This is a genomic window from Acinetobacter sp. MYb10 (genome assembly GCF_002980175.2).
GTDB classification, from domain to species: domain Bacteria; phylum Pseudomonadota; class Gammaproteobacteria; order Pseudomonadales; family Moraxellaceae; genus Acinetobacter; species Acinetobacter guillouiae.
In genome coordinates this window covers 969,854-993,576 of the sequence record NZ_CP058272.1, presented here as the reverse complement: position 1 = coordinate 993,576, position 23,723 = coordinate 969,854, and the positions used below count along the sequence as shown (strand labels likewise).

24 protein-coding genes are annotated in these 23,723 nt (G+C 38.0%); 14 read left to right on the top strand and 10 right to left on the bottom strand.

The annotated features are described in order from the left end of the window. Positions 1–49: 49 nt before the first annotated feature. Entirely contained in the window at positions 50–511 is a 462-nt protein-coding gene (locus CQZ96_RS04740; RefSeq protein WP_081401519.1) for an Lrp/AsnC family transcriptional regulator, read from the top strand. Here the strand turns inward: CQZ96_RS04740 and CQZ96_RS04735 are convergent. After that, the gene (locus CQZ96_RS04735; RefSeq protein ID WP_105712858.1) at positions 497–1,081 is read right to left on the bottom strand and encodes an RNA 2'-phosphotransferase; all 585 of its coding nucleotides are present in this window, start codon (positions 1,079–1,081) and stop codon (positions 497–499) included. The two genes, CQZ96_RS04740 and CQZ96_RS04735, sit on opposite strands and share 15 nt — an antisense overlap. 36 nt (positions 1,082–1,117) lie before the next feature. Continuing rightward, a complete protein-coding gene (locus CQZ96_RS04730) occupies positions 1,118–1,528 on the bottom strand; it encodes an Lrp/AsnC family transcriptional regulator (protein ID WP_004820950.1) in 411 nt (136 codons plus the stop codon). A gap of 124 nt (positions 1,529–1,652) precedes the next feature. Between CQZ96_RS04730 and CQZ96_RS04725 the strand changes: the two genes are divergently transcribed. Next, a complete protein-coding gene (locus CQZ96_RS04725; protein WP_105712857.1) occupies positions 1,653–2,195 on the top strand; it encodes a cysteine hydrolase family protein in 543 nt (180 codons plus the stop codon). 71 nt (positions 2,196–2,266) lie between these two features. Here the strand turns inward: CQZ96_RS04725 and CQZ96_RS04720 are convergent, their stop codons facing one another. Further along, positions 2,267–2,776, bottom strand: a complete 510-nt coding sequence (locus CQZ96_RS04720) for a hypothetical protein (protein ID WP_105712856.1) — start codon at positions 2,774–2,776, stop codon at positions 2,267–2,269. 315 nt (positions 2,777–3,091) lie between these two features. Here CQZ96_RS04720 and CQZ96_RS04715 point away from each other — a divergent pair, with 315 nt between their 5' ends. The 5 genes from CQZ96_RS04715 to CQZ96_RS04695 all read left to right on the top strand — a co-directional run bounded on the left by CQZ96_RS04715 (position 3,092) and on the right by CQZ96_RS04695 (position 7,962). Then, positions 3,092–4,258, top strand: a complete 1,167-nt coding sequence (locus CQZ96_RS04715; RefSeq protein WP_105712855.1) for an ATP phosphoribosyltransferase regulatory subunit — start codon at positions 3,092–3,094, stop codon at positions 4,256–4,258. 70 nt (positions 4,259–4,328) lie between these two features. Beyond that, a complete protein-coding gene (locus tag CQZ96_RS04710) occupies positions 4,329–5,648 on the top strand; it encodes an adenylosuccinate synthase (RefSeq protein ID WP_105712854.1) in 1,320 nt (439 codons plus the stop codon). Positions 5,649–5,827: 179 nt separating this feature from the next. After that, complete coding sequence (locus CQZ96_RS04705; RefSeq protein ID WP_105712853.1) at positions 5,828–6,619, top strand: M48 family metallopeptidase; 792 nt, start codon at positions 5,828–5,830, stop codon at positions 6,617–6,619. Positions 6,620–6,759: 140 nt separating this feature from the next. Next, on the top strand, positions 6,760–7,065 hold the full coding sequence (locus tag CQZ96_RS04700; RefSeq protein ID WP_056510530.1) for a hypothetical protein: 306 nt from the start codon (positions 6,760–6,762) through the stop codon (positions 7,063–7,065). Between the two features lie 111 nt (positions 7,066–7,176). Next, on the top strand, positions 7,177–7,962 hold the full coding sequence (locus CQZ96_RS04695; RefSeq protein ID WP_004721143.1) for a M48 family metallopeptidase: 786 nt from the start codon (positions 7,177–7,179) through the stop codon (positions 7,960–7,962). Positions 7,963–8,056: 94 nt separating this feature from the next. Here CQZ96_RS04695 and CQZ96_RS04690 read toward each other — a convergent pair whose 3' ends face one another. Both CQZ96_RS04690 and crp read right to left on the bottom strand, forming a co-directional pair. After that, positions 8,057–9,106, bottom strand: a complete 1,050-nt coding sequence (locus CQZ96_RS04690; protein ID WP_056510532.1) for an NADP(H)-dependent aldo-keto reductase — start codon at positions 9,104–9,106, stop codon at positions 8,057–8,059. Between the two features lie 329 nt (positions 9,107–9,435). After that, a complete protein-coding gene (gene crp / locus CQZ96_RS04685; RefSeq protein WP_004721139.1) occupies positions 9,436–10,146 on the bottom strand; it encodes a cAMP-activated global transcriptional regulator CRP in 711 nt (236 codons plus the stop codon). Between the two features lie 151 nt (positions 10,147–10,297). On the opposite strand from crp, the gene CQZ96_RS04680 reads away from it, so the two are divergent. Next, the gene (locus CQZ96_RS04680) at positions 10,298–10,720 is read left to right on the top strand and encodes an OsmC family protein (RefSeq protein ID WP_056510534.1); all 423 of its coding nucleotides are present in this window, start codon (positions 10,298–10,300) and stop codon (positions 10,718–10,720) included. Between the two features lie 184 nt (positions 10,721–10,904). Here CQZ96_RS04680 and CQZ96_RS04675 read toward each other — a convergent pair whose 3' ends face one another. After that, on the bottom strand, positions 10,905–11,708 hold the full coding sequence (locus CQZ96_RS04675) for a peptidoglycan DD-metalloendopeptidase family protein (protein ID WP_416377030.1): 804 nt from the start codon (positions 11,706–11,708) through the stop codon (positions 10,905–10,907). 297 nt (positions 11,709–12,005) lie between these two features. Between CQZ96_RS04675 and CQZ96_RS04670 the strand changes: the two genes are divergently transcribed. The 4 genes from CQZ96_RS04670 to CQZ96_RS04655 are packed head-to-tail and all read left to right on the top strand — an operon-like array spanning position 12,006 to position 14,080. After that, on the top strand, positions 12,006–12,449 hold the full coding sequence (locus CQZ96_RS04670; protein ID WP_105712851.1) for a PAAR domain-containing protein: 444 nt from the start codon (positions 12,006–12,008) through the stop codon (positions 12,447–12,449). After that, positions 12,442–12,993 (top strand): PAAR domain-containing protein, encoded by a 552-nt coding sequence (locus tag CQZ96_RS04665; RefSeq protein ID WP_105712850.1) that lies wholly within the window; start codon positions 12,442–12,444, stop codon positions 12,991–12,993. Before CQZ96_RS04670 ends, CQZ96_RS04665 begins: the two co-directional genes overlap by 8 nt. A 3-nt stretch (positions 12,994–12,996) precedes the next feature. Then, complete coding sequence (locus CQZ96_RS04660) at positions 12,997–13,611, top strand: hypothetical protein (RefSeq protein ID WP_056510542.1); 615 nt, start codon at positions 12,997–12,999, stop codon at positions 13,609–13,611. Between the two features lies 1 nt (position 13,612). Then, the gene (locus CQZ96_RS04655; RefSeq protein WP_056510544.1) at positions 13,613–14,080 is read left to right on the top strand and encodes a hypothetical protein; all 468 of its coding nucleotides are present in this window, start codon (positions 13,613–13,615) and stop codon (positions 14,078–14,080) included. A 355-nt stretch (positions 14,081–14,435) separates the two neighbouring features. Here CQZ96_RS04655 and CQZ96_RS04650 read toward each other — a convergent pair whose 3' ends face one another. The 3 genes from CQZ96_RS04650 to CQZ96_RS04640 all read right to left on the bottom strand — a co-directional run bounded on the left by CQZ96_RS04650 (position 14,436) and on the right by CQZ96_RS04640 (position 18,009). Further along, positions 14,436–16,403, bottom strand: coding sequence for a family 2A encapsulin nanocompartment cargo protein cysteine desulfurase (locus tag CQZ96_RS04650; RefSeq protein ID WP_105712849.1), 1,968 nt, complete (start codon positions 16,401–16,403; stop codon positions 14,436–14,438). Further along, a complete protein-coding gene (locus CQZ96_RS04645) occupies positions 16,378–17,310 on the bottom strand; it encodes a family 2A encapsulin nanocompartment shell protein (protein ID WP_004721119.1) in 933 nt (310 codons plus the stop codon). The genes CQZ96_RS04650 and CQZ96_RS04645 overlap by 26 nt, the downstream gene beginning before the upstream one ends. 210 nt (positions 17,311–17,520) lie before the next feature. Beyond that, positions 17,521–18,009 (bottom strand): rhodanese-like domain-containing protein, encoded by a 489-nt coding sequence (locus tag CQZ96_RS04640; RefSeq protein WP_004721117.1) that lies wholly within the window; start codon positions 18,007–18,009, stop codon positions 17,521–17,523. Positions 18,010–18,615: 606 nt separating this feature from the next. On the opposite strand from CQZ96_RS04640, the gene epsC reads away from it, so the two are divergent. Next, positions 18,616–19,524, top strand: a complete 909-nt coding sequence (gene epsC, locus CQZ96_RS04635) for a serine O-acetyltransferase EpsC (RefSeq protein ID WP_004820985.1) — start codon at positions 18,616–18,618, stop codon at positions 19,522–19,524. A 60-nt stretch (positions 19,525–19,584) separates the two neighbouring features. Here epsC and CQZ96_RS04630 read toward each other — a convergent pair whose 3' ends face one another. Then, positions 19,585–20,730 (bottom strand): hypothetical protein, encoded by a 1,146-nt coding sequence (locus CQZ96_RS04630; protein ID WP_105712848.1) that lies wholly within the window; start codon positions 20,728–20,730, stop codon positions 19,585–19,587. Positions 20,731–20,996: 266 nt separating this feature from the next. Here CQZ96_RS04630 and clpB point away from each other — a divergent pair, with 266 nt between their 5' ends. Then, entirely contained in the window at positions 20,997–23,576 is a 2,580-nt protein-coding gene (clpB, locus tag CQZ96_RS04625) for an ATP-dependent chaperone ClpB (protein WP_105712847.1), read from the top strand. The last annotated feature ends 147 nt before the right edge of the window (positions 23,577–23,723 follow it).

Sequence of the window (23,723 nt, the reverse complement as noted above, 5' to 3'; positions counted from 1 at the left end):
TATTGCTGGAATATGTTATTTTTTGGTTTTATCTACTAGAAATAATTTTATGAAATTGGATCAGATAGATCGGCGCATTTTGTGTGCATTACAACGTAATGGAAAACTACAAAATAATGAATTGGCAGAACAGATAGGTTTATCCGCTTCACCTTGTTTAAGACGAGTAAAGCAACTGGAGGATGAGGGGATCATTGACCAATATGTTGCATTGGTCAATCCACACAAAGTAGATCTTAGTTTGACAGTCTTTGCACGAATTTGGTTAAAGAGTCAGGATGAACAAGCGGTCAATCGATTTATCGAAAGCATTATGAATATTTCTGAAATTGTTGAATGTCAACTTATGGCAGGAGATTGTGATTTTTTCTTACGTATTGTGGTTTCTGATTTAGAGGCATATCGTAAATTTCAAATTAATCATTTAAATAAAATTCCAGGGATCCAGAATGTCAAAACTGAAATCCCTTTACAGAAGATTAAACAGACCACAGCCTTACCGCTGGATTAGTTTTTTTGATTCGCTTTCGAATAACTTTAAATATTTTATCGGCACTTGTTCAGTCAACCAAACCCCATTTTCAGCACAATAAAATTGGAAACCATCTTGATGCATCTGTTTGGTGTCTAGGATGAAAATGATGACTTTGCCATGTCGTTGTCCCACTTTCTGGGCTGTGACTAAATCAGCAGATAAATGTACGTGATGACGTTCACCTGAAATTAAGCCTTTTTCTAAAATACTGTCGACAAAGCGAGTTGCTGTTCCATGAAAAAGTGTATCGGGTGGCGTAATAGCAACATACTCACGTTGAACCTGAGCACTAGAGTGACCTTGTACTGCGCGGATTTTGTTTTGATCAGGTGAAAGTTGGAAGCGTTTTTTATCACTGCTTTCAACGACCTCAATCAACTCTACGAGTTTAAGTGGTCTTCTGTGTTTGATCATTTGCTGTAAAAGGATGTGTACATCCGTCCAGCCTTCGGAATCGAGTTGGATTGCAATGGTTTCTGGTTGATGTCGAAGTACTAAACTTAGAAATTTACTATGTTCGCGTAATGTTTTTTCTGAAGATTTCATTTGTTATTCTTACATGATATGGATTTGGATATAAAATTAAGGCTGAGTTTCAATTGCTCTTACGACACTATCTACTGAATATTGTCCCCATTCAGAGAGTTGCTCAATAAATAGATTGATTGCATGACTATCGAAATGAGCAACCAGCATATAGCAAGCGGAACCACAGACTTTATAGCAACTTTCAATTGACTCAAATTGAGCGATAAATGCTTCAAACTGTTCAAATTCATTATTTTGCATCATCACACGTATAAATTGTGTTGATTGGTGCTGTAGCGTAATTGTATATTTCTGAATCGTTCCTTCATCTTGCATTCGAGCAATGCGACTTCCTACAGCTTGGCCTGTACGGTGCACTAATTTTCCGATCTCTTTATTGCTTAGCCGAGAATCAGTTTTCAGTATTTTTAAAATTTTGAGGTCAATTGGGTCATTTGGCAACATAGTGAATTGAACAAATTTTCAGTTTGAAAGTTTCTAATTGATTATTCTTTCATGAGTGACTGCAAATCGCCAGCTGTTTTGATTAATCTTATAAAAACATCAACACAAGGGTTAGGGAAACACCATGAGCCAAACTGCATTATTAGTAATAGATGTCCAAAATGATTATTTTCCTCAAGGAAAAATGGAGTTGTTCTGTGCGGAACAGGCTTTAAAACAGATCAATCGATTGGAAGATCTATTTATAAAGCGTGAGCAGCCGATTATTTATATTCAGCATATTGCCAATCAACCCAATGCTACATTTTTTGAAGCAGGAACGCAGGGTGTAGCATTGCATACGGATTTACGCGTTAAGACCGATTCAATTGTGATTGAAAAACATTATCCCAATAGCTTTTTTCAAACCACTTTAAAAGCAGAATTAGAGCGACTGAATGTTGATAAATTGGTGATTAGTGGCATGATGACGCATATGTGTGTTGATGCGACGTCACGTGCAGCGGCAGAATTTGCTTATCAACCGACGATCATTGCAGACGCTACAGCGACGCGTCAATTGAGCTATTCAGGCAGAACAGTTGAAGCAGAAGAAGTACAAACAGCCTGTTTGTCAGCCTTTCAAATATTTTCACAAGTAGTCAGTATTGAGGACTATTTAAAATAGCTGAAAGAGTCAAAATAATAGGGAAGTACAGCGATTCGATTTTGTACTTCCCTTTAAATCTGAATGAAAATTTATTCTTGGTTTAAGAAACCTTCTTTGATTTTTTCAGGTAAACCTGTATGCCACCATGTATAAATGGAAGATTTTATTTCGTCATCTTGTTCAGGATCATTGAAAGGTTCATCATCTTCACGAATCAACTCATCGCCTTCAAATTTAAACCAGAATTCCCACGGGTCATCATCCCCACAACCCCAAGCCAGAGTGTGAATTTCAGGGAGTAATGCTTTTAAGAAAAGTAGGATTGCTTCGATAAACTCATCACCCGAAGAACCATGCACAAAATGGGCAACTGAATAGCCTGCAATAGCGTGTAATGATTCAGGACCCAAATCAAAATCAATATTGTTAACTGTATTTAAAAGATCTTCTGCAAGTTCTTGCCCCAATTGTGAATTGAGCTCAACTGCAATAGCAATAAATTTGTCTTGTTCACCGCAATGCTCTTGAAATAAACGGCCTAGCTTTTGCATGATTTCCGTATTTGGATGCGTGTAATATAAGTTGCTATGTAGTTCCATACTTCCCCAATTTTTAGTTTTCAGTTGCTTTAAATAGATGCTGTTTTTCTAAACGAATAAATTATATTTTGAATAACGTAAATAGCAATCAACACTGGTGTGAAAAGTTAAATAAATACAAAGAATTGAAGTGGGGTAATGTGTAATAGATAGTTTTTTGCCTAAATTATGCATAAGTGGTCAAATTATCTAGGCATCAAAAGTTATTTTATTAATGCATGGCGCAGATGATCGTGCTAAAATAAGAGAAATCGGGTGTGTTCCCGATTTTTTTATGCGGATTACTTCCGCGCTGACAGGATTTAGGTTTACAACATGCCCATTTCAGAGACATGGTTATTACCTGATGGTGTAGCTGATGTATTACCAGAGCAAGCGCAAGTAATTGAAAAATTGCGCCGTGAAGCTTTAGATTTCCTCGCATCACGAGGTTATCAGCTGGTGTATACGCCATTCATCGAATACATCGAATCTCTTTCTTCTCTCTCCGAATCGAATCAAGATTTAGACTTAGCCACTTTTAAAGTCATCGACCAACTTTCTGGTCGTTTACTTGGTGTGCGTGCCGATATGACACCACAAGTGGCTCGTATTGATGCCCATGTACATCAAGTACAAGGTGTGGCGCGTTACTGCTATGCAGGAACTGTACTTCATACTAAACCACAAGGTTTTAATACCACACGTGCACCACTTCAGTTAGGTGCAGAGTTATTTGGATCAGACAGTATTGACGCAGACGTTGAAATGATCGACGTGATGCTCAATCTGATTAATACCGCGGGTTTAGCTGATGGTATCCATCTTGATTTAGGGCATGTAGGACTGTTTAGAAGTCTGGTAAAACATGTGGGTTTAAACAAATCAACAGAAAGCCATTTATCTGATTTGTATCAGCGCAAAGCACTACCAGAACTTGCTGAATTCACTCAAGATTTAGAGTTTGGTTCTGATTTTTATGCTTTAGGTCGTTATGCAAGTGATCTGGATGCATTGCAAACGAATATTAGCGCAGAAATTTTTGCTGATGAAGCATTTAAAAATGCTTTTGAGGTACTTAAAACAACATATACAGAAATTCAAGCACGTTGGCCAAAACTCAATATTGGTATCGATGTTGTAGAGCTTCGTTCATACCATTATCACACTGGGTTAATGTATGCCGTGTATGCACCAAATCGTGCTGCACCGTTGGCACAAGGTGGTCGTTATGATGGTATTGGTGAACACTTTGGACGCGCGCGTCCTGCAACAGGCTTTTCTTGTGACTTGTATTCCTTAAGTGCGGGTCAACGTCAACAGATTGAAAAAGTAGTTGCACCGAAAGGTACCGAATCCACGTTGCTGGATGCGATTGCCGTAGCACGTCAACAAGGTTTAAGTGTAATTCAGTTATTGGGTAATGACGATTTAAACTCAGTTCCAAATGCAACCCACCAGATGGTGAATGTTGCTGGTGAGTGGAAAATCGAAACAATTTAAGTATCAGATTGAATGTTCATGTCATTCGATTTGGTTTTCTATTTTAACAGCATGATGTAATGAGGCTATTATGGGCAAAAGTGTTGTGGTACTCGGTACCCAATGGGGCGACGAAGGTAAAGGTAAAATCGTTGACCTGCTCACAGATCAAGCAGCTGCGGTAGTACGTTATCAAGGCGGACATAACGCAGGGCATACGCTCGTCGTTGGTGGTAAGAAAACAGTTCTTCACCTCATTCCATCAGGTATTTTACGTGAAAACGTACTTTGCTTAATTGGCAATGGTGTTGTACTTTCACCTGAAGCATTGATCAAAGAGATGGATATTCTTGAGAAAGAAGGCGTACCCGTTCGTGAACGTCTGCGTATTTCTCCAAACTGTCCGTTGATTCTTCCTCACCATATTGCACTTGATCAAGCGCGTGAGAAGAAACGTGGTAATGCCAAAATCGGTACAACGGGTCGTGGTATTGGTCCTGCTTATGAAGATAAAGTAGCCCGTCGTGCGATCCGTGTTGCGGATTTAGTTCGTGGTGGCGAACATCTTAAAGCACAGCTTGAAGAGCTTCTTGAATATCATAACTTCCAATTGACTCAATTCTTCGGTGTTGAAGCAGTTAAAGTTGAAGATGTTTTGGCACTTTGTGATCAATGGCGCGAAGTGGTTAAGCCATTAGTTTTAGATGTGATTACAACATTGCATGACTATCGTAAAGATGGTGCAAACATCATGTTTGAAGGTGCGCAAGGCTCACTTCTTGATGTCGATCATGGTACATATCCGTATGTAACTTCATCGAACACTACCGCTGGTGGGGTAAGTTCTGGTTCAGGTCTTGGTCCATTGCATCTTGACTATGTTTTGGGAATCACCAAAGCCTATACAACTCGTGTAGGTGCAGGTCCATTCCCAACTGAGCTTGTTTATGATGCTGCCAATGATGTTGGTGATTCAGTTGGTAAACATTTGGGTACTGTGGGTTCAGAATTCGGTGCGTCGACTGGTCGTCAGCGTCGTTGTGGTTGGTTTGATGCTGAAATCTTACGTCGTTCTGTAGATGTAAACTCATTATCAGGTATTTGCTTAACTAAACTTGATGTTTTAGATGGTTTGGAAGAAGTGAAAATCTGTATCGGTTATGAAGCTGCAGATTCAGGTTGTGTGGGTTCTACAGATGCGCTTGCATTTGAAACATTAAAACCAATTTATGAAACTATGCCTGGTTGGTCTGAGTCTACGTTTGGTGCGAAATCATTGGATCAATTGCCACAAAACGCAATTAACTATGTAAAACGTATTGAACAGTTGATTGAATGTCCTATCGACATCATTTCAACAGGTCCAGATCGTGATGAAACAATTGTGATGCGTCATCCATTTGATGCTTAATTGATTCAAACTTTAAAAAGCTCCTGCGGGAGCTTTTTTTATTGTTATTATTTTCAGGTGTTTTAAATAAAGTGTGATTATATTTTGATTTTTTTTGTAAAATACAACATAATTCAGCCGCTAAGAGCTGAGCTTCGTTTTGAAGCTTGCAATAAGATCTATGAAATTTGGTGAAAATAATGATTAACAAGAAACTATTACTTGGCTTAGGGTTGGCTATAGGCTTAACAGGGTGTACCACTGTTGCTGAATTAACGGGTAATGATTCTGCGACTTTAAACCTCAATGCAGCAGCAGATTATAAACTTCTTGTTGAAGATGCAAAGGCACAAAAAGCACTTGATACAACATCTGCAACATATAAACGAGTTAATGCTGTTTTCTTAAAGATGAAACCTTTTGCTGATCAAGCAAATCAAACTGGTCAAAAATTTGACTGGCGATTGAGCGTGCTTAAATCCAATGAACTCAATGCATTTGTCATGCCTGGCGGTAAGGTTGTGTTCTTTACAGGTATCGTCAATCAATTGAAACTGACTGATCCTGAAATTGCTGCCATTATGGGACATGAAATGACCCATGCCTTAGAAGAGCATTCTAAACGTGGTGCTGGCGCAACTGCAATTACAGATTTTGCTGTGAAAATGGGCAAAACTTATGCAGGCGATAAATTGGGCTCAGTCGGCACTCAAGCTTTAGATATCGGAAGTAAATATGGTGTAGGTTTACCATATTCACGTAGTTTAGAGTCGTCTGCTGACCGTGGTGGATTAATGCTTATGGCGAAAGCTGGCTATAATCCTGAAGCAGCAATCAGCGTTTGGCAAAAAATGAACAAGATTGATGGTGGTAGTAATAATGGGGTACAGAAGTTCACTTCAACGCACCCATCAAATAACGACCGTATTTCAGATTTAAACAAAAACATGGTTGAAGCAAAGCAAATCTATCAATCTGTGATTAAAAAGTAATTTGATTGTAGAACGTTAAGCCCGATGTAAATCGGGCTTTTTATTTACAGCTAAAAAAGACTAAAGTCGATATCAATTAGACTAGGTTTTCAAGCTTAGCTTGTTAAAATGTATTTTTAGACACACATTGAGTTTGTAGGATGCAAAAGAATATATCGAGTACGATATTTTATTCTCTGATTTTCGCAATGGGCGGTGCTCCAACGATCGCAATGCTGATTATTCAGGCACAAACCAATGATCTGAATATCATCAATAATGCATTGCTTGGTTTGAGTGTGATGGTTGCATGTGTACTGGTTCCTATTATTTTGATCCAGAATGCATTTTTGTTTATCAAAAGAAATGATCAACATTTAGAACAAAAGATTATTCCATTGAAAAACATATATTTGACCCTGAATGTAATTTGTCTCATATATTGGTTGGCGATTCAATTTTTGTGATATTTCACTTACATAATTAATATGAATTAATGGATTTTATTGATTTATCCTTATGTAACATTTGCATATAATCCACAATGCTTTTATTTGTTCTCCATGGAGTTGATTATAATGAACAATAAATTAATGCTTAGTCTTTGTGCGGCGACTGCCATTTCAATTTCAGGGTGCTCAACTATCGCAGATATGGCAGGTGCTGATTCTGCAACGCTTAATTTAAATGCAACACAAGGCTTTAATAAAACAGTGCAAGAAGCACGTTTGAATAAGACTTTAGATACAACTTCTGCAACTTATAAAAAAGTAAATGCAGCATTTATTCGATTAAAACCTTTTGCTGATCAAATGAACCAAACGGGTCAAAGATTTGATTGGCAATTGGCGGTACTTAAGTCAGACGAAATCAATGCTTATGTTGCACCCGGTGGTAAAGTGGTTTTCTACACAGGGATTGTAAATCGACTTAATCTATCTGAAGCTGAAGTTGCTGCGGTGATGGGCCACGAAATGACCCATGCTTTAGAAGAGCACTCGAAACAAAAATTAGGTGCGCAAGCGTTGACCAATCTTGCAGTTGGTATTGGTAAATCTTATGCAGGCAGCCAAATTGGTGAATTAGGCAATGCAGCGCTCGATTTGGGAAGTCAAGTCGGGGTAGGCTTACCATACTCACGTAGTTTAGAGAGTCGTGCGGATGAGGGTGGCTTAATGATGATGGCGAAAGCTGGCTATAATCCTCAAGCGGCAATTACCTTGTGGGAAAAAATGGCGAAACAGGGTGGAGGAAAAGGTTCTGCATTACTGTCAACACATCCATCTGATGTCAATCGTATCAATGCAATGAAAAAGAATTTACCTGCTGCAATGGCAGTTTATACTGCGCGAGGCGGAAGATAAGTTTTTTGATAAAACCTATCGAATAGAAAAGGATGCTTATGCATCCTTTTTTATTGAAAACAACGTAGAACAACGAGCGTTTCAAAAATAGCGTTTAAGGTGCAGGGTTTGGCTGCTGCTGATGAATCGCATCTATTTCCAATAAGATTTCTTCAGACAATTGGGTATCAAAGGCCTGAATATTCTCTTTTAGTTGGTCGAGCGTAGTCGCACCAATAATGGTACTACTCACAAAAAATTGTTGTTTAATAAATGCCAAAGCCAATTGGGTAAGGCTTAAACCATGTTTTTCTGCAAGCTGTGCATATTGTTCTGTCGCCCAATCGCTCTGTGGATTGCTATAGCGGCTAAAGCGAGAAAATAGTGTAATACGTCCTTTTTCAGGGCGTGCGCCGTGGCGATACTTGCCAGTTAAGTAACCAAAGGCCAAGGGTGAGTAAGCGAGTAAGCCAACGCCCTCGTGTTGTGCGATCTCAGACATCCCAATTTCATAAGTACGATTGAGTAGACTATAAGGATTTTGTACGCTCACTATTTTTTCTAAGCCCAATTGTTCAGCTAAATGTAAAAATTTTAAGGTACCCCAAGGTGTCTCATTGGATAAGCCAATATGACGAATACGCCCTTTTTTCACTTCTTTCGAGAGTGCTTCTAAGGTTTCAGCAAGTGGTGTAATGTCTTGTGTACGTGCCGCAAGCTGATTGCTGTAGCCTAACGTGCCAAAGAAGTTAACAGGGCGTTGTGGCCAATGCAGTTGATAAAGATCTATATAATCTGTTTGTAAGCGCTTGAGCGAGCTATCAATAGCACTACTGATCTCTGCTTCTATAAACTTGGTATGCCCATCACGAATTTGACTGCCGCCTTGTTGGGGGCCTGCAATTTTGGTGGCGATAATGAGTTTGTCACGTTGACCGTTTTGAGCAATCCAATTCCCTATGATGCTTTCAGTCGATCCCTGTGTCTCTGGTTTAGGTGGTACCGGATACATTTCAGCAGTATCCCAGAAATGAATATTTTGATCGAGCGCATAAGCAAGTTGTTCAAATGCCTCATTTTGATTATTCTGTTCACCAAAGGTCATGGTACCTAAACAAATTTCAGGTACAACAAGATCAGAATGCCCTAAACGATTTGACTTCATTTCATGTCCTTCAAAATTAATATTCAGTATCTTATGAGAATAATAACGTAATTTAAATTTGATAACTAAGTGAAAGAATGTTTCTAATTATCAAAATAAGATAAAGTTATCTGATTTTTTTATAAAATGCTCATTTTAGCTTGGTCTTGTTTTATAACATGGTCATGAGACCAGCTCACAGTAATTCTCTGTGTATTTATCGCAACATGAAAAAAGCAAACTCGGGAGTTTGCTTTTAAACTATATTTTAACTTTTTGACAATATTTGATATTTATCCCATTCAACATAATTCTTTAAGGAATTAAATTCTCAAATTTGTTCTTAAGCTTTATTCATCATCTGTGCTTAGTTCGTCTTCAGAAAAATTAGATTCTTCCAAAGATACATCAAATATAAGGATGGCTTTACCGTCGGTTTCGATCATGCCTTGTTCTTCAAGTGTTTTTAGAACACGACCAACCATTTCACGGGAACAACCCACGATACGACCAATTTCTTGGCGAGTAATGCGGATTTGGCGGCCGTTTGGCAAGATCATCGCTTCAGGCTGTGCTGAAAGATCTATTAAACAACGTGCAATACGACCAGATACATCAATAAATGCAAGGTCAGTTACTTTGCGTGTTGTATTTTTTAAACGACGAACAAGTTGTGCAAATACGGCATAACTTAAGTCAGGATATTGTTTACTAATTTCGTGGAAATTGTCATATGAAATTTCAGCAATTTCACATACGTCACGGGTTCTTACTTCCGCAGTACGTTGTGGATTCTGCTCAAATAATCCCATTTCCCCAAAAAAGTCCCCAGGGTTCAAATATGCAACAACAATTTCACGTTCATCATCTTCACGTAAAATAATTGAAACTGAACCTTTTAAAATTAAATACAGTGATTTTGACTCTGAACCTGCATCAATAATCGTTGAGCGTTTTGGAAAACGATTGATGTGGGCTCTTTTGAGCAAAGCTTTGACTGACTCAGGTAGTTGACCAGGAGACAAAGCATCTGTACTAAGTTGTGCAAAATTAGAAGACATGCTTAAAAATTCCGAATTGGATAATAACTAGATCTGTTGATCTAAATTGAACTCGTCACGTAGAAGCAGTAGAGATGAAATTCCTTATCAACTCATTTTATGCTAGTGTACAGGTACCCCGTAAATTTATAGCTTTTTTTAGGTAGTTGCAATGCAAACTAGCGTTCATTGGTTAGAGAATGTTGCTTTCGAAGCAAAATCAGAAAGTGGTCATCAAATTGTAATGGATGGTTCTGCTGAATATGGTGGTGAAAACCGTGGACCACGTCCTATGGAACTCATATTAATGGGACTTGGTGGGTGTGCTTCATTCGATATTGTGACCATCTTAAAGAAATCTAGGCAAAATGTAACAAATGTTGTTTGTCAGCTCAAAGCGGATCGAGCAGACACGATTCCAGCTGTATTCACTAAGATACATTTACATTTTGTGGTGACAGGGCATGAAGTAAAAGAGAAGCAAGTGGCTAAAGCTGTTGAATTATCAGCCGAAAAGTATTGCTCAGCAAGTAAAATGCTGTCCGATGGTGGTGTCGAAATCACCCATGATTTTGAAATTATTTCTGCAGAATAACTGACTTAATTAAAAAAAAGCCAATCAAAAGATTGGCTTTTTTTTAATGGGTTTTGACGACTTAAGTCGGTGACTTATCTGGTCAAAATTAAAAAAAATAAATTATTACAAAATGTGTATTTATTCAAAAATAAGCATTTTTGAAACAACCGTTCAACGGATTCTTAGCATTTTTCTTGCTAAATTAAGGTGATAAAAATAATTGTGGGTCAACTCTGGCATTATTTAAGCTCATTCCCCAGTGTAGATGTGGACCTGTTACTCGCCCTGTTTTACCCACCAATCCCAATAATTCACCTTGTTTCAAGATTTGCCCTTTTTCTACATTTATTTTACTGAGGTGGCAAAACATACTGATCAGACCTTGTCCGTGATCGATCATGACGGTATTCCCATTAAAGAAATAATTACCTGTCGCAACCACTTTTCCCGCAGCTGGCGCAACAACTTTTTGTCCGATGGGGGCAGGGATATCTAAACCAGAATGTGGAGCACGCTCTTCACCATTAAAAAAGCGTTTACGACCAAATGAATTACTAAATTTTCCTGCTGTAGGTCTGATGAATTTTGGAAAGTCTTTCCATTGAGCAGGGCTAAAAGAGCTGTAAACACTATTTTGTTCTTTAGCTTCTTGGCTATAACGATCAAGTTGTTCTTGATTTGGATTGACATAATCCTGATTTTTTACATTGAGGCGCTGCTCAGCATATTTAAATGGCTTCACTTCAATATTAATTGGGCCTGTTGAGCTTTGTAATTGCAGTATACCCAGTGGTACTGAAAGCGGAATACCAAAAACAATATGGTTTACTGAATTTTCACCATCCACGATCAAGACAGGTTTGTCTTGGTAAGTGACATTTAACACGGTTTTAGGAACAGGAATAACCGCTATGCCACCTGCACGACGTGAGTCTTGAGGTAAGGCAAAGGATTGAGTTGCTATAATTAAGCTAGATAGTAGGAAAAGTTTTTTGATTGAAGGCATAAATAACATACATGGTTTAATTTTTTGTAGTATCTCGCTTTTTTATTTAGATGCTCAAGCATGTGATTGTTAAATTATAGGACAAGAAAGATGTATGTGATTTACTTTATGCGATTGGTCATAAACTTATATAAGCGAGATAATCAGAACAGAAGCGCCATAAAAGACTGTCGTTAATTTGAGTAAATAAATTTAAATTATTAAATATAATTAATAATTCAATTAAATTTGTCTTAATAGTTGATTTTATGTTTTAATCGCTATGTTCTTCATTCAATAACAATAATTGGACTATGTATGACAAAACCTAATTTTTTACATGAATTACCAATTGAACAGTTAAAACAAATGTCTCAAGAAGACATAAAGCAAACAATAAAAGCAGAGCAGCTTTATTTTCGACATAGGCCCAAAAAGATCTATTACCTTGCGGTAAATGGGGCTAAAACCAAAAATGGTGGGTTAGTGAAAGCGAGTGCATTGGAAAGCCGAATTGGTGGATTGCCTATTGCTTTAGTCGGTGATGATGTCATTTATGTAGATGGGGAGATTTCTAAAATCATTTCAGGTGCTGGCAAGGGGTGCCTTATAAATGGTCAGTCCGTTGCATTGGTAGGAAGCCACTTAGAGAATGGTGATGAGATTGTCGATAGCCCTAATAACTCTGTAGCTATAAATATCTTTATCGGTGATAAGGCCCCTGAAGGCTTTTTGTGCCAAGAAGGTGTTAATCATGGCTAAAGGTTTTGCAATTCATAACTCTATGACAAATCATGGAGGTATCATTCAAGCAACACAACAACGAACCTCTCAAATGGGAAATCTATTTCTACGTGCTGGAGATGGTCACTTTTGCCCTAAGTGCAAATGTTGGTCTGAAATTGTTAAAAGCCATGATCATATTATTATGGATGGCAAAGCTGTTGCTTATGTTGATGACTTATTGACTTGTGGAGCTAAAATTTTACCTAAACAAGATCATGTTGTTGGAACAAGCCAAGGTGAGAATTATAGAAGTTCTTCAAGCTCAAAAGAGCCTTTACAAAATAGCTTTATAGATAAAGTAATCTCAACAAATTTTGGTTTGCAGTATCAATTATTAGATGAAACCACGAATGAGCCTATCACAGAATTACCTTATAGAATAATAAGAGCTTCAGGTGAAGTTATTGAAGGCATCACGGATGCTGAAGGAAAAACACAAGCCATCAATTCAGGAAATGAAGAAGAACAGATACAATTCATTATCCCAGTCTTATCTGAACCTATGGAAAGTTGGGAGTAAGCTATGAGCGATAGTATAGGGTTACCGAATGGTCAATTTCCTGAAGATGTAGAGCTATGTAAGTATAATTCTTTAACTTGTAACCCAATTTTAAAAGTTGATAATTATTACAAGGCAGCACCATATAATTTCTTTTTTGATAGTTGGTATTGGTCACAGGCCGAACTTACTAATAAAATTGAAGTTTTGTTAGCTGTACGTTTTGGACTAGAATATGATATTAATAAATTAGGTGATGGCATGCTTAGCAAGCTCTCATTTAATACTCAAATGTATATAAAATTCAGCCAGTACGTTAAAAAACATGCTCAAAAAGAAGCTTTTCAGATTATTCATGAATTTGAAAAAACAGCATTTAGTCTAAAAGTGAAAACTGGCTTTTCACCTACAGATGTTATGCTTATTTTGGGAATCAAAAATGCCATGGATATTAAGCAAGTTCTCTTAGATACAAGGGCGTTGGCTCGTAATAATTATTGCCCTTTATATATTAATAGACAAACTTTTAATAGAATTTTTAAACAAGACTATCATGCAGGAATGGTCAAACAATTAACAGATGACAGAACCTATAGAGGGGAAGGTCCTCTCACCCCATTTCCACCAAATAGGTATTAAAATGAAAAAAAGAATAATTTTTATTTGCTTTATCTCTGTTAGTTTAAGTGCTTGTTCTAATGCTACTGAATTAGACAGTAAGGAATTAAAGCAATCATTTGAATCTTCAAGTGCTTATTTCTCTTTGGATACACCAATTTATAAGGTAATAGATAAAAAAATCAAGAGTGAAGTATCTGATGCTATTTATGATTCAGCATTAATGAAAGTGTCTATTTTAAAAGCTTATGAAGAACAAAGTCTTTTCAATGGAAAAATAGAAAATGATGCATTGCCTAGCTTAATTTCCGACTATTGTTGGATAGGGAAGTTTGTATCTGATTATAGCAAGATTAGACCCACTACAAATCAGGAAGATTTAAAGACGCTTAAATGGCTGGAAGATAAGCGTATTAAATGGAAGGCTATCATTCAAAAGAATTATGCAGACCCACGATTTGTTAGCTCGAAAGATTACTGTCCTTACTAACAGGTACAGTTGATATATTTACTTTAAAGTTAAGAGTAACATCGCCTTAGAAATGATGCAAAAATAGGTTGATGAAAATAGTGGTAGATCAAACTGATTTAAACTAAATGGTGGCTTAATTTTTTTGTTGTAGTGTAGCTTTTTATCGAATTTAGGGGGTGTTTTTAGCCATTGGATAAATTATGTACCCTATTCAAAAATAGATCATATAATCTTCACCTCGAAAATCACATGCCTAATTAATTAAGCATGTGATTATGAACGATCAATAAAGTCTTTGAAAACTAAAACTAAAACTAAAACTAAAACTAAAACTAAAACTTAAAAATTAAGCTTTAAAAGCTAAAGTTTAAAATTAGGATTTATAAGGTTTAGCACGGCGGAGTTGATGCAATACTGAAACCAATAAATCTATTTCCTCAGTGGTATTATAAAACGCAAGAGAAGGGCGTACCGTACGTTCAACACCGAAACGGCGTAAGATCGGTTGGGCACAATGATGCCCAGTACGCACGGCGATACCATATTGATTGAGTACTTTCCCGACCTCTTCCGTTTCATAGCCTGCCAGTGTAAAAGACATCACACTGGCTTTATTTAATGCAGTACCAATCAGGCGTAGTCCAGAAACGCTTTGTAGTGCATGTTGACCATATTCAAGCAAGTCATGTTCATAACGTGCAATGTTATGGATTCCAATACTTTCTACGTATTCTAAAGCAGCGCCTAAGCCAACAGCATCTGCAATATTCCCCGTACCTGCTTCAAATTTATTTGGTGCAGGTTGATAGACCACATTCTCAAACGTCACATCCTGAATCATATTTCCGCCGCCTTCCCATACAGGCATGCTATCAAGTAATTCAGACTTGGCATAAACAGCGCCAATACCCGTTGGGCCAAAAACTTTATGCCCAGAAAACACAAAGAAATCGGCATCTAAGGCAGTAACATTGGTGGGCATGTGCGAAACAGACTGAGCACCATCAATCAAAACTCGCACACCTGCTGCATGCGCCAATGCAATAATTTCTTGAGTAGGCGTTACAGTACCCAAGGCATTTGAAACCTGTGTAATCGAAACCAGTTTGGTTCTAGGATTGAGCAATTTTACAAACTCCTCAATCTGAATCTGACCAGTATCATCTACAGGAATTACACGGAGTTTTGCACCAGTTTCTTTACTGAGTTGGTACCAAGGCACAATATTGGCATGATGTTCAAGATGGGACACAATAATTTCGTCTCCCGCTTGAATATTCTGTTTACCCCACGATTTTGAGATTAAGTTGATGCCTTCTGTTGTACCTCGAACAAAGACGATATTTTTTGCTGAAGCGGCCCCAATAAAGCGAGCAACAACATCACGTGCATGCTCATAAGCATCACTGGCACGTGCTGCAAGTTCATGTGCTGCACGGTGAATATTCGAATTTTCATGTTGATAGAAATATGAAATTCGATCGATGACCGCCTGAGGTTTATGGGTGGTGGCTGCATTATCCAACCAAACTAATTGCTTACCATTTACACGCTCTTGTAGGATGGGAAAATCCCGAAGGATTTGCAAAATATCAATGGGTTGATAGTTCTGAGCATTCGCTGGTATTTGCACATCTGAATGCGGACGAACAGCTTCAATGGTGGGTGATTGAAGAAAATAATAACCAGACGCTGCTGTTGCAGGTTTGTCATTACGATCTTGTAATACACTTTTTAATTGCTGATCATCTGTCACATGATAATGATCAAACGCATATGGATTTTTAAGCACATCAGTTTGAGCCGCATTGGTATTGACTGTTTGGGCGCTGGTAACTTCAGGGTGAGGCAGATCCAAAAAGTAATAACTCGATTGAGCTTGATGTGGCGCAGTGGTTGTTAGGTTTGATGGTGCAGTCTGTTGTGTGATTTGTGTAGGATCCAAAGACAAATCTAGCTTTTGTCCGACAGCAAATGGATCAGGAGTATTTGCACCACCAACAATGGGCGAAGAAGATAGAATTCTACGCTCGGGATGGTCGGCGGTCGGTTCTACATAGTGATGTGTAGAATCCGGGTTTAAATTTGCCTGTTGCACAATAGCAGGTATGCGCCCAGACAATGCAGTAATCGGGTCTTTAGGCTGTGGTTGGTGACTAATACCTTGAGATCGTTGATCGGGTATATCAAAGTTAAAACCTTGTGGGTTTTGCTTGGGTAAAGCCGAAAAAAATTCAGCAGCCAATTGTGCAATGACAGATTCACTGATGGGTGCATCAGCAATATGATCAGAAGAAATATCTGGAGTAGGTTGATTACTTGTAAGTTGTTGGATAGTCATGGTACTTGTCTACCTCCACATCTTCGAGCACAGCGAGTGCATCATCTGTCAACACAGCAAGAGAACAATATAAGGAGATTAAGTAAGAGGCGATTGCATTACGATTGATGCCCATAAAGCGTACAGATAGGCCAGGTGCCTGTTCACCAGCAAGACCTGGTTGGAATAAGCCAACAACACCTTGACGCTTTTCACCAACGCGTAACAAGATGATTTTGGTTTTGCCGTCTTCAACTGGAATTTTATTTGAAGGAATCAGTGGAATACCGCGCCAAGTGATGAACTGTGAACCAAATAGGCTTACAGTTGGTGGTGGAACACCACGACGGGTACATTCACGTCCAAAAGCGGCAATCGCATCGGGATGTGCTAAGAAGAAGCCTGGTTCTTTCCAAACTTTACGCAGTAAATCATCAAAATCATCTGGTGTGGGTGCACCCGTCAAAGTGGAAATACGTTGCTCATCTGCAACACTAGCCAATAAGCCGTATTCAGGATTATTGATCAATTCACTTTCTTGACGTTCTTTAATGGTTTCAATGGTTAAACGTAACTGTTCTTTGATTTGATCGTGTGGACTACTATATAAGTCAGAAACACGGGTATGAATATCCAGTACAGTGGAAACACCATTTAAAAAATATTCACGTGGATTAACTTCATAGTCGACAAAAGTTTGTGGAAGTGTTGCTTCATCACGTTGTGTACAAGCCACCTGAATGTCATCGGTATTGCTGACTTTGTTGACCCGATAAATACCTGCTTCAACAGGGGTCCATTGCAATAAATGTGTCAGCCAACGAGGTGTAATAGTTGAGAGTTGAGGTACTGTTTTTGTCGCATTGGCAAGTTGACGGGCTGCTTGATCATTTAGCGCTTGGCGTGTGACTTCTTGGTTCTTAGCCATGTTTTAATCCTTGGTGGTATTTGAAATTAATTATTGATTACTGATTTGATTTAAAAATGCTGTTTTTTATCATCTCCAATAAAGTAAGAATTTTGCTATTGGTGTTTAATTGTGACGGGTATTTATTGCATTAATTTGATTCTAATTAAGAGCGTCTTTAATCATTCTCAACTGCTTATAAAAATGCATAAGGGGAATAAAGCAAAAGCTTTATTCCTGACGCCAAGGTAAGTTGTGGAAACGCCATCCATTGAAAGAACCACGATGATCATTTTCATCAAGGTCGCCTTCAAAGCCTTGTTCGATATTGTAAATATTTTCAAAACCCGCATTAAAAGCCACATTTGCAGCTGCTGCGGAACGTTTACCACTACGACAAAGCAGTAGAATGATCTTGTCTTTTCCAATTTTAGTTTCAAGTTCTTTGGCAAAGCGTGGATTGCGGTTTAGAGCAGTTCCTGTTGCCCAAGGAATATGAATGGTATCTTCTACATAGCCCACAAACTTACGTTCTTCGTTGGTACGTACGTCGACAATCACCACATGACCCGCTTTAAACAAAGCCCATGCTTCATGAGGTAAAATCGTCCCTGTAAATTCTAAATAATGATCTTCTACACGTTGTTTTGCTTGTTCAAAGATGTTTTCAATTTGAGCCGTTGTTAATTCGGTAAAGTGTTGTTGATTTAAACTCGTCATTTCAGTTGCCTTTCTTCAAACTTAGAATTACATCTAAGTCTTGATGTATCAGATGTATTGATAACAACTATAATGATTTTCTATATTCTATAAATTAATAAAAATTGAATTGCTTATTCTTATTTTGAAATAGGGTTTAAATGATTTTTAAAGATATCTTTATACGAAGAATGTTTATCTACAAGATTGCTAATAAAATAGTATCAAGGGTCTGCTAGCATTTCATATTATAGTTTGCGTTGTAGGTTAAAATGAGCATGAGGCGAATATGTCGTAACGCATGGGATAAGGAGCATAGCCAGCTTATTTCTGCGTTTTATAATGTAGGCTGAGATAATTTTAACGATAACCCAGAGTAAGAACAAAGCACTGCTTTGTTTGCAGTCTAAAGCGTAGTTGAGGGACTAGAGTGTTTTTTGCCGCTACTTCGTTACGAACAACTAATTTAGATGACTAAATTTCGTATTTCGTGCCTCGGATCGCCTAAAAAACACTCGTCGTCGCAAACATAAACGAATTGCCAACAGACCCTGTTTATTCAAAGTGAATAATAAAATTTCATGTTAAGCGCATGGATTGTGAAAAGTCATTTCAGTAGGTAAATATATGACCCAATGGAATATCCCCAATATTGTGGATGAGCTACAACAAGCTCGAAATGAATGGCGTACTCAACGTAAAAGCTTAAAAGACTTTGGCGGTAGGGAATTACCTTCAAAAGATGAAATTAAGAAAATTATGAATGATCTGTGTGGCATTTTGTTTCCAATGCGACTTGGACCACCTGACCTACGCCAACAAAGCGAAAATTTTTATATTGCACATGCACTTGAGAAAACTCTGCACTCATTATTGGAGCAAGTCAAACTCAATTTAACCTATGATTATAAATATAAAAAACACAACGAAAATGCCGATGTGATTGAGGTATTGGCACAAAGTATCGTCAGTGAATTTGCACAAAAATTACCAGATCTACGCCGTATTTTAGATACAGATGTTATTGCAGCCTACGATGGTGATCCAGCTGCGCGAAGTGTTGATGAGGTTTTATTGTGTTATCCGGGTATTTTGGCAATTATTTACCACCGAATTGCACATGAGTTTTATAAAAAAGATTTGTCGCTACTGGCACGTTTAATTGCTGAGATTGCACATTCAAAAACTGGTATTGATATACATCCAGGTGCACAAGTCGATCAAGGTTTCTTTATTGATCATGGTACAGGTGTGGTGATTGGTGAAACCTGTATTATTGGTAAAAATGTGCGGATTTACCAAGCCGTAACGCTTGGCGCCAAACGTTTTGAAATTGATGATTCTGGGCGCTTACAGAAAGAATATGCACGTCACCCAATCGTTGAAGACAATGTGGTGATCTATGCAGGTGCAACCATTCTTGGGCGTATTACCATTGGTCAAGGCGCCGTAATTGGTGGGAATGTATGGATTACTCAAAGTGTCGCAGCGAATAGTGCGGTTTCTCAAAGTTCTGCAACAAAGTCAGAAGTGTAAAGCTATTGAATACTTAATAAATAGCGTAGGTTAAGATTTTTATTAAGTTAAAATGCTTCATTAAGAAAGTGGGATGACAAAGTAAGTCTGACCATAGATGATGATCAGTTTATTTCTACTTTGATATATCCAAGCAGAGTCAATGGGCAGCTTAAATTGTTTATTTTGCCCATGCTGTTTGATTTCGAATACATCATAACCAATGGGCGTAAACCAAAATACATAATGATTTCCTGAGCCCTTAACATCATCAATACTTTGATATTTTAGATATTTGGCATTTACAGGTGATGATTCCGCTGGTTTTTTGCATTCAGACAGCCCTAACTCTTTTTCTAACTGTGGCAGAAATTGAGAAAAATCATGACCATATATATAACTTTGTGGTGTTTTTAAGAGCTGTGTTTCGGGATCAACCATTAAATAGCATTCTGCTTGGTATTGTTGTAGATAAAGCTTTAACTGTTGAATAAGCTTTAAATTAAAAGGTTCGGCAGGTTGAACACGATAATCATCTGGTGAAAAATCACGCTTTGGCTCTTCAGGCCTGTCTCTAAAAATATCTTTGAAATTTTCGATTACAGATTGCTGTTGTTGTTTGAGTTCTTCTTGAGCTTCTGCGGCTTCTTTAGCAGAAATATATTGAGGATCAAAATAAACCGTAGTGCCATATTCTAAAACTTTCTTTTGATAGGTCTTTTCCTGTACCATTTGTTCTAAAATTGTCTGAGAAAATGCAGTATAAGAAAATGAAGTCAAGGCCGTTAAATTTTGTGTCTGTGCATTGAACAAATAGGCTTGCATTGGATCATTCACACCAGATTGAAAGGTTTTAATAGTGATGAGAAAGTGACTGTGATTTAGCGCGAACATTTGATCGATAAATTGATTTGTTTGTGCAGCAATGGAATGAGGCTGAATCTGTTGATCGTGATTTAAATCGTAAGTACATATTTTAAAGTTTTTTACAGGTTTTTGTTTCACATCACTTTCAGGGCAACTGTAGATGATAAAATTTTCATTGATGGCTTTTCTATTTATATCATCAGAAGTGTTAAACCATTTTAATTCTATGCCTGATATATTCGGTGTTAATTGCTGGATATGTTTGTGCGGAAATTCTTCACTATTTGGCGATTTGTAGCCACAGGCATACAGTGCAGATACTGCAATTAACACAGTTAATGATTTACCGAAAGTCAACATTGTTCTTATACTAAAATCTCTCAATACTCCTTACTCTAAAGCATATCGTTGAAAATACAAACGCTTAAAAAACTAATCCTCTATATTTTTCCATCAGCTTACTTGAAAAATAACGTTTCAGCACAGATATTAATACTGAAATCTATTCCAAGTGTTTTGGTAAGTTTTTGAAAAATATATAAATTAATTCATTATTGCTATTGAAATCGAAAAAAACGTTCCCATTTATTATTCAAGTACAAAATTTGTTGTGAGGAATAACAAGAATGCGATTTGAAAAATTTACGAACCGCCTGCAGCAAGCCTTATCTGATGCACAATCTCAGGCAATGGGTAATGATAATACCGCAATTGAGGGTATTCATATTCTTTCCGTTTTGTTGGAAGAACCATCCAATCTAAGTCTGTTGCAACAGTCAGGCGCCAATCTACCTGAGTTAAAAACAAAACTGCAAAAAGCTTTAACTGATGCACCAAAAATTGGAACACCGACTGGGGATATCAATTTAAATCCAGAAGCTGTACGTGCGCTTAATTTGGCAGATAGTTTTGCTCAAAAAGCAGGAGATGAATTTTTATCTACCGACTGGGTGATCTTGGCACTTGCTGAAACAGGTGCAACCAAAACATTGTTAACCAGTGTAGGTGTAACAACCGACAAACTACGCAAAGCAATTGAAAATATTCGAGGTGGCGAACAAGTTATGGCAAATAACCATGAAGATCAGCGAGATTCACTCAATAAATATACCGTAGATTTAACGGCACGTGCTGCGGAAGGCAAACTCGATCCTGTGATTGGTCGTGATGAAGAAATCCGTCGTACCATTCAAGTGCTGTCACGTCGGACTAAAAATAATCCGGTATTGATTGGTGAACCAGGTGTAGGTAAAACAGCGATTGTTGAAGGTCTGGCACAGCGTATTATCAATGGTGAGGTGCCTGAAGGCTTAAAAGGTAAACGTGTTTTATCATTAGATTTAGGCTCGTTGCTGGCTGGTGCAAAATACCGTGGTGAGTTTGAAGAACGTTTAAAAGCAGTACTTAAAGATCTGGCTAAATTTGATGGTGAGATCATCCTGTTTATTGATGAGCTGCATACGCTTGTCGGTGCAGGTAAAGGTGATGGTGCTATGGATGCAGGTAATATGTTAAAACCTGCATTGGCACGTGGTGAATTACGTTGTGTGGGTGCAACAACACTGGATGAGTATCGTCAATTTATTGAAAAAGATGCAGCATTAGAACGTCGTTTCCAAAAAGTTTTGGTGGATGAACCAAGTGTTGAAGACACCATTGCAATTTTACGTGGTCTAAAAGACAAATATGCAACGCATCATGGTGTGCAAATTCTCGACTCTGCCATTATAGCTGCTGCGAAAATGTCACATCGCTATATTACAGACCGTCAATTGCCAGATAAGGCGATTGATTTGATTGATGAAGCAGCATCACGTATCAAAATGGAAATTGACTCAAAACCTGAGCCACTTGACCGTTTAGACCGCCGTTTAATCCAATTAAAAATGCAATTGGAAGCGGTGAAAAAAGATGCAGATTCAGTCAGTAAAGCTGAAGTTGAGCATTTGGAAAAACAAATTGCAGATGTTGAAAAAGAATATAGTGATTTGGAAGAAATTTGGATTGCAGAAAAGCGTCTAGTCGATGGTACAAATCAGGCGCAAATCGAACTTGATAAAGCACGTACTGCATTTGAAAAAGCGCAACGTGAAGGTGATTTGGCAGAAGCAAGTCGTTTGCAATATGGCGTAATTCCAGAGTTGCAAAAACGTTTGAATGAAGAAGAGGTTGCGGAAGTCAATGAAGAACCGAAACTGATTCGTACCAAAGTGACTGAAAATGAAATTGCAGAAGTGGTCAGTGCTGCAACCGGTATTCCTGTATCAAAAATGCTACAAGGCGAGCGTGAGAAATTGCTTCATATGGAAGATTTCTTACATAACCGTGTGGTGGGACAGGATGAATCTGTGGTTGCTGTCTCAAATGCAGTTCGTCGTTCACGTGCGGGCTTATCTGATCCTAATCGTCCAAGTGGTTCGTTCTTATTCCTTGGACCAACAGGGGTGGGTAAAACCGAGTTAACCAAGGCTTTAGGTAACTTCTTATTTGACAGTGATGATGCAATTATCCGTATCGATATGTCAGAGTTTATGGAAAAGCATTCGGTGAGTCGCTTGGTAGGTGCTCCTCCAGGTTATGTGGGTTATGAAGAAGGTGGTGTTTTAACTGAAGCAGTACGCCGCAAACCGTATAGTGTGGTGTTATTTGATGAAGTTGAAAAAGCCCATCCAGATGTATTCAACATCTTATTACAAGTGTTGGATGATGGTCGATTAACTGACTCACAAGGTCGTTTGATTGACTTTAAAAATACTGTGATTGTGATGACATCGAACTTAGGTTCAAGTGATGTACGTGAACTCGGTGAAGGTGCGAGTGATGAAGATGTTCGTTTAACGGTGATGAATGCCGTATCACAACATTTCCGTCCTGAGTTTATTAACCGTATCGATGAGTTGGTGGTATTCCACTCATTGAAAAAATCACAAATTCGTGGCATTGCGGATATTCAATTGGATCGTTTACGTTCACGTTTATCTGAACGAGATATTGGGTTGAAAGTCGATGATCAGGCCTTTGATATTCTGATTGATGCTGGTTTTGATCCTGTATATGGTGCGCGTCCACTTAAACGTGCAATTCAACAACAGGTTGAAAATCCATTGGCTCAGCAAATCCTTGCCGGTCAATTTACAGCAGGTGATACCATCTTAATCAGTGCTGAAAATGGTCAACTTGATTTTGGTAAATTAAAATTAAGTTAATTTATCCAACAGTATAACCGAAGCCAACTACCGCAAGGTGGTTGGCTTTTTTATTGGATATGCATTTATATTTTTGCGTGTTATTTTGAATATAAGGTATGGCATTGCAAGCTTGAGGACTTTTTAGTGTTCTACATAAGTGCAAGC

Excerpts from the sequence above, each read along its gene's own strand:
- CQZ96_RS04740 (WP_081401519.1), top strand. The coding sequence starts at position 50 with ATGAAATTGGATCAGATAGATCGGCGCATTTTGTGTGCATTACAACGT.
- CQZ96_RS04735 (WP_105712858.1), bottom strand. The coding sequence starts at position 1,081 with ATGAAATCTTCAGAAAAAACATTACGCGAACATAGTAAATTTCTAAGT.
- CQZ96_RS04730 (WP_004820950.1), bottom strand. The coding sequence starts at position 1,528 with ATGTTGCCAAATGACCCAATTGACCTCAAAATTTTAAAAATACTGAAA.
- CQZ96_RS04725 (WP_105712857.1), top strand. The coding sequence starts at position 1,653 with ATGAGCCAAACTGCATTATTAGTAATAGATGTCCAAAATGATTATTTT.
- CQZ96_RS04720 (WP_105712856.1), bottom strand. The coding sequence starts at position 2,776 with ATGGAACTACATAGCAACTTATATTACACGCATCCAAATACGGAAATC.
- CQZ96_RS04715 (WP_105712855.1), top strand. The coding sequence starts at position 3,092 with ATGCCCATTTCAGAGACATGGTTATTACCTGATGGTGTAGCTGATGTA.
- CQZ96_RS04710 (WP_105712854.1), top strand. The coding sequence starts at position 4,329 with ATGGGCAAAAGTGTTGTGGTACTCGGTACCCAATGGGGCGACGAAGGT.
- CQZ96_RS04705 (WP_105712853.1), top strand. The coding sequence starts at position 5,828 with ATGATTAACAAGAAACTATTACTTGGCTTAGGGTTGGCTATAGGCTTA.
- CQZ96_RS04700 (WP_056510530.1), top strand. The coding sequence starts at position 6,760 with ATGCAAAAGAATATATCGAGTACGATATTTTATTCTCTGATTTTCGCA.
- CQZ96_RS04695 (WP_004721143.1), top strand. The coding sequence starts at position 7,177 with ATGAACAATAAATTAATGCTTAGTCTTTGTGCGGCGACTGCCATTTCA.
- CQZ96_RS04690 (WP_056510532.1), bottom strand. The coding sequence starts at position 9,106 with ATGAAGTCAAATCGTTTAGGGCATTCTGATCTTGTTGTACCTGAAATT.
- crp (WP_004721139.1), bottom strand. The coding sequence starts at position 10,146 with ATGTCTTCTAATTTTGCACAACTTAGTACAGATGCTTTGTCTCCTGGT.
- CQZ96_RS04680 (WP_056510534.1), top strand. The coding sequence starts at position 10,298 with ATGCAAACTAGCGTTCATTGGTTAGAGAATGTTGCTTTCGAAGCAAAA.
- CQZ96_RS04675 (WP_416377030.1), bottom strand. The coding sequence starts at position 11,708 with ATGCCTTCAATCAAAAAACTTTTCCTACTATCTAGCTTAATTATAGCA.
- CQZ96_RS04670 (WP_105712851.1), top strand. The coding sequence starts at position 12,006 with ATGACAAAACCTAATTTTTTACATGAATTACCAATTGAACAGTTAAAA.
- CQZ96_RS04665 (WP_105712850.1), top strand. The coding sequence starts at position 12,442 with ATGGCTAAAGGTTTTGCAATTCATAACTCTATGACAAATCATGGAGGT.
- CQZ96_RS04660 (WP_056510542.1), top strand. The coding sequence starts at position 12,997 with ATGAGCGATAGTATAGGGTTACCGAATGGTCAATTTCCTGAAGATGTA.
- CQZ96_RS04655 (WP_056510544.1), top strand. The coding sequence starts at position 13,613 with ATGAAAAAAAGAATAATTTTTATTTGCTTTATCTCTGTTAGTTTAAGT.
- CQZ96_RS04650 (WP_105712849.1), bottom strand. The coding sequence starts at position 16,403 with ATGACTATCCAACAACTTACAAGTAATCAACCTACTCCAGATATTTCT.
- CQZ96_RS04645 (WP_004721119.1), bottom strand. The coding sequence starts at position 17,310 with ATGGCTAAGAACCAAGAAGTCACACGCCAAGCGCTAAATGATCAAGCA.
- CQZ96_RS04640 (WP_004721117.1), bottom strand. The coding sequence starts at position 18,009 with ATGACGAGTTTAAATCAACAACACTTTACCGAATTAACAACGGCTCAA.
- epsC (WP_004820985.1), top strand. The coding sequence starts at position 18,616 with ATGACCCAATGGAATATCCCCAATATTGTGGATGAGCTACAACAAGCT.
- CQZ96_RS04630 (WP_105712848.1), bottom strand. The coding sequence starts at position 20,730 with ATGTTGACTTTCGGTAAATCATTAACTGTGTTAATTGCAGTATCTGCA.
- clpB (WP_105712847.1), top strand. The coding sequence starts at position 20,997 with ATGCGATTTGAAAAATTTACGAACCGCCTGCAGCAAGCCTTATCTGAT.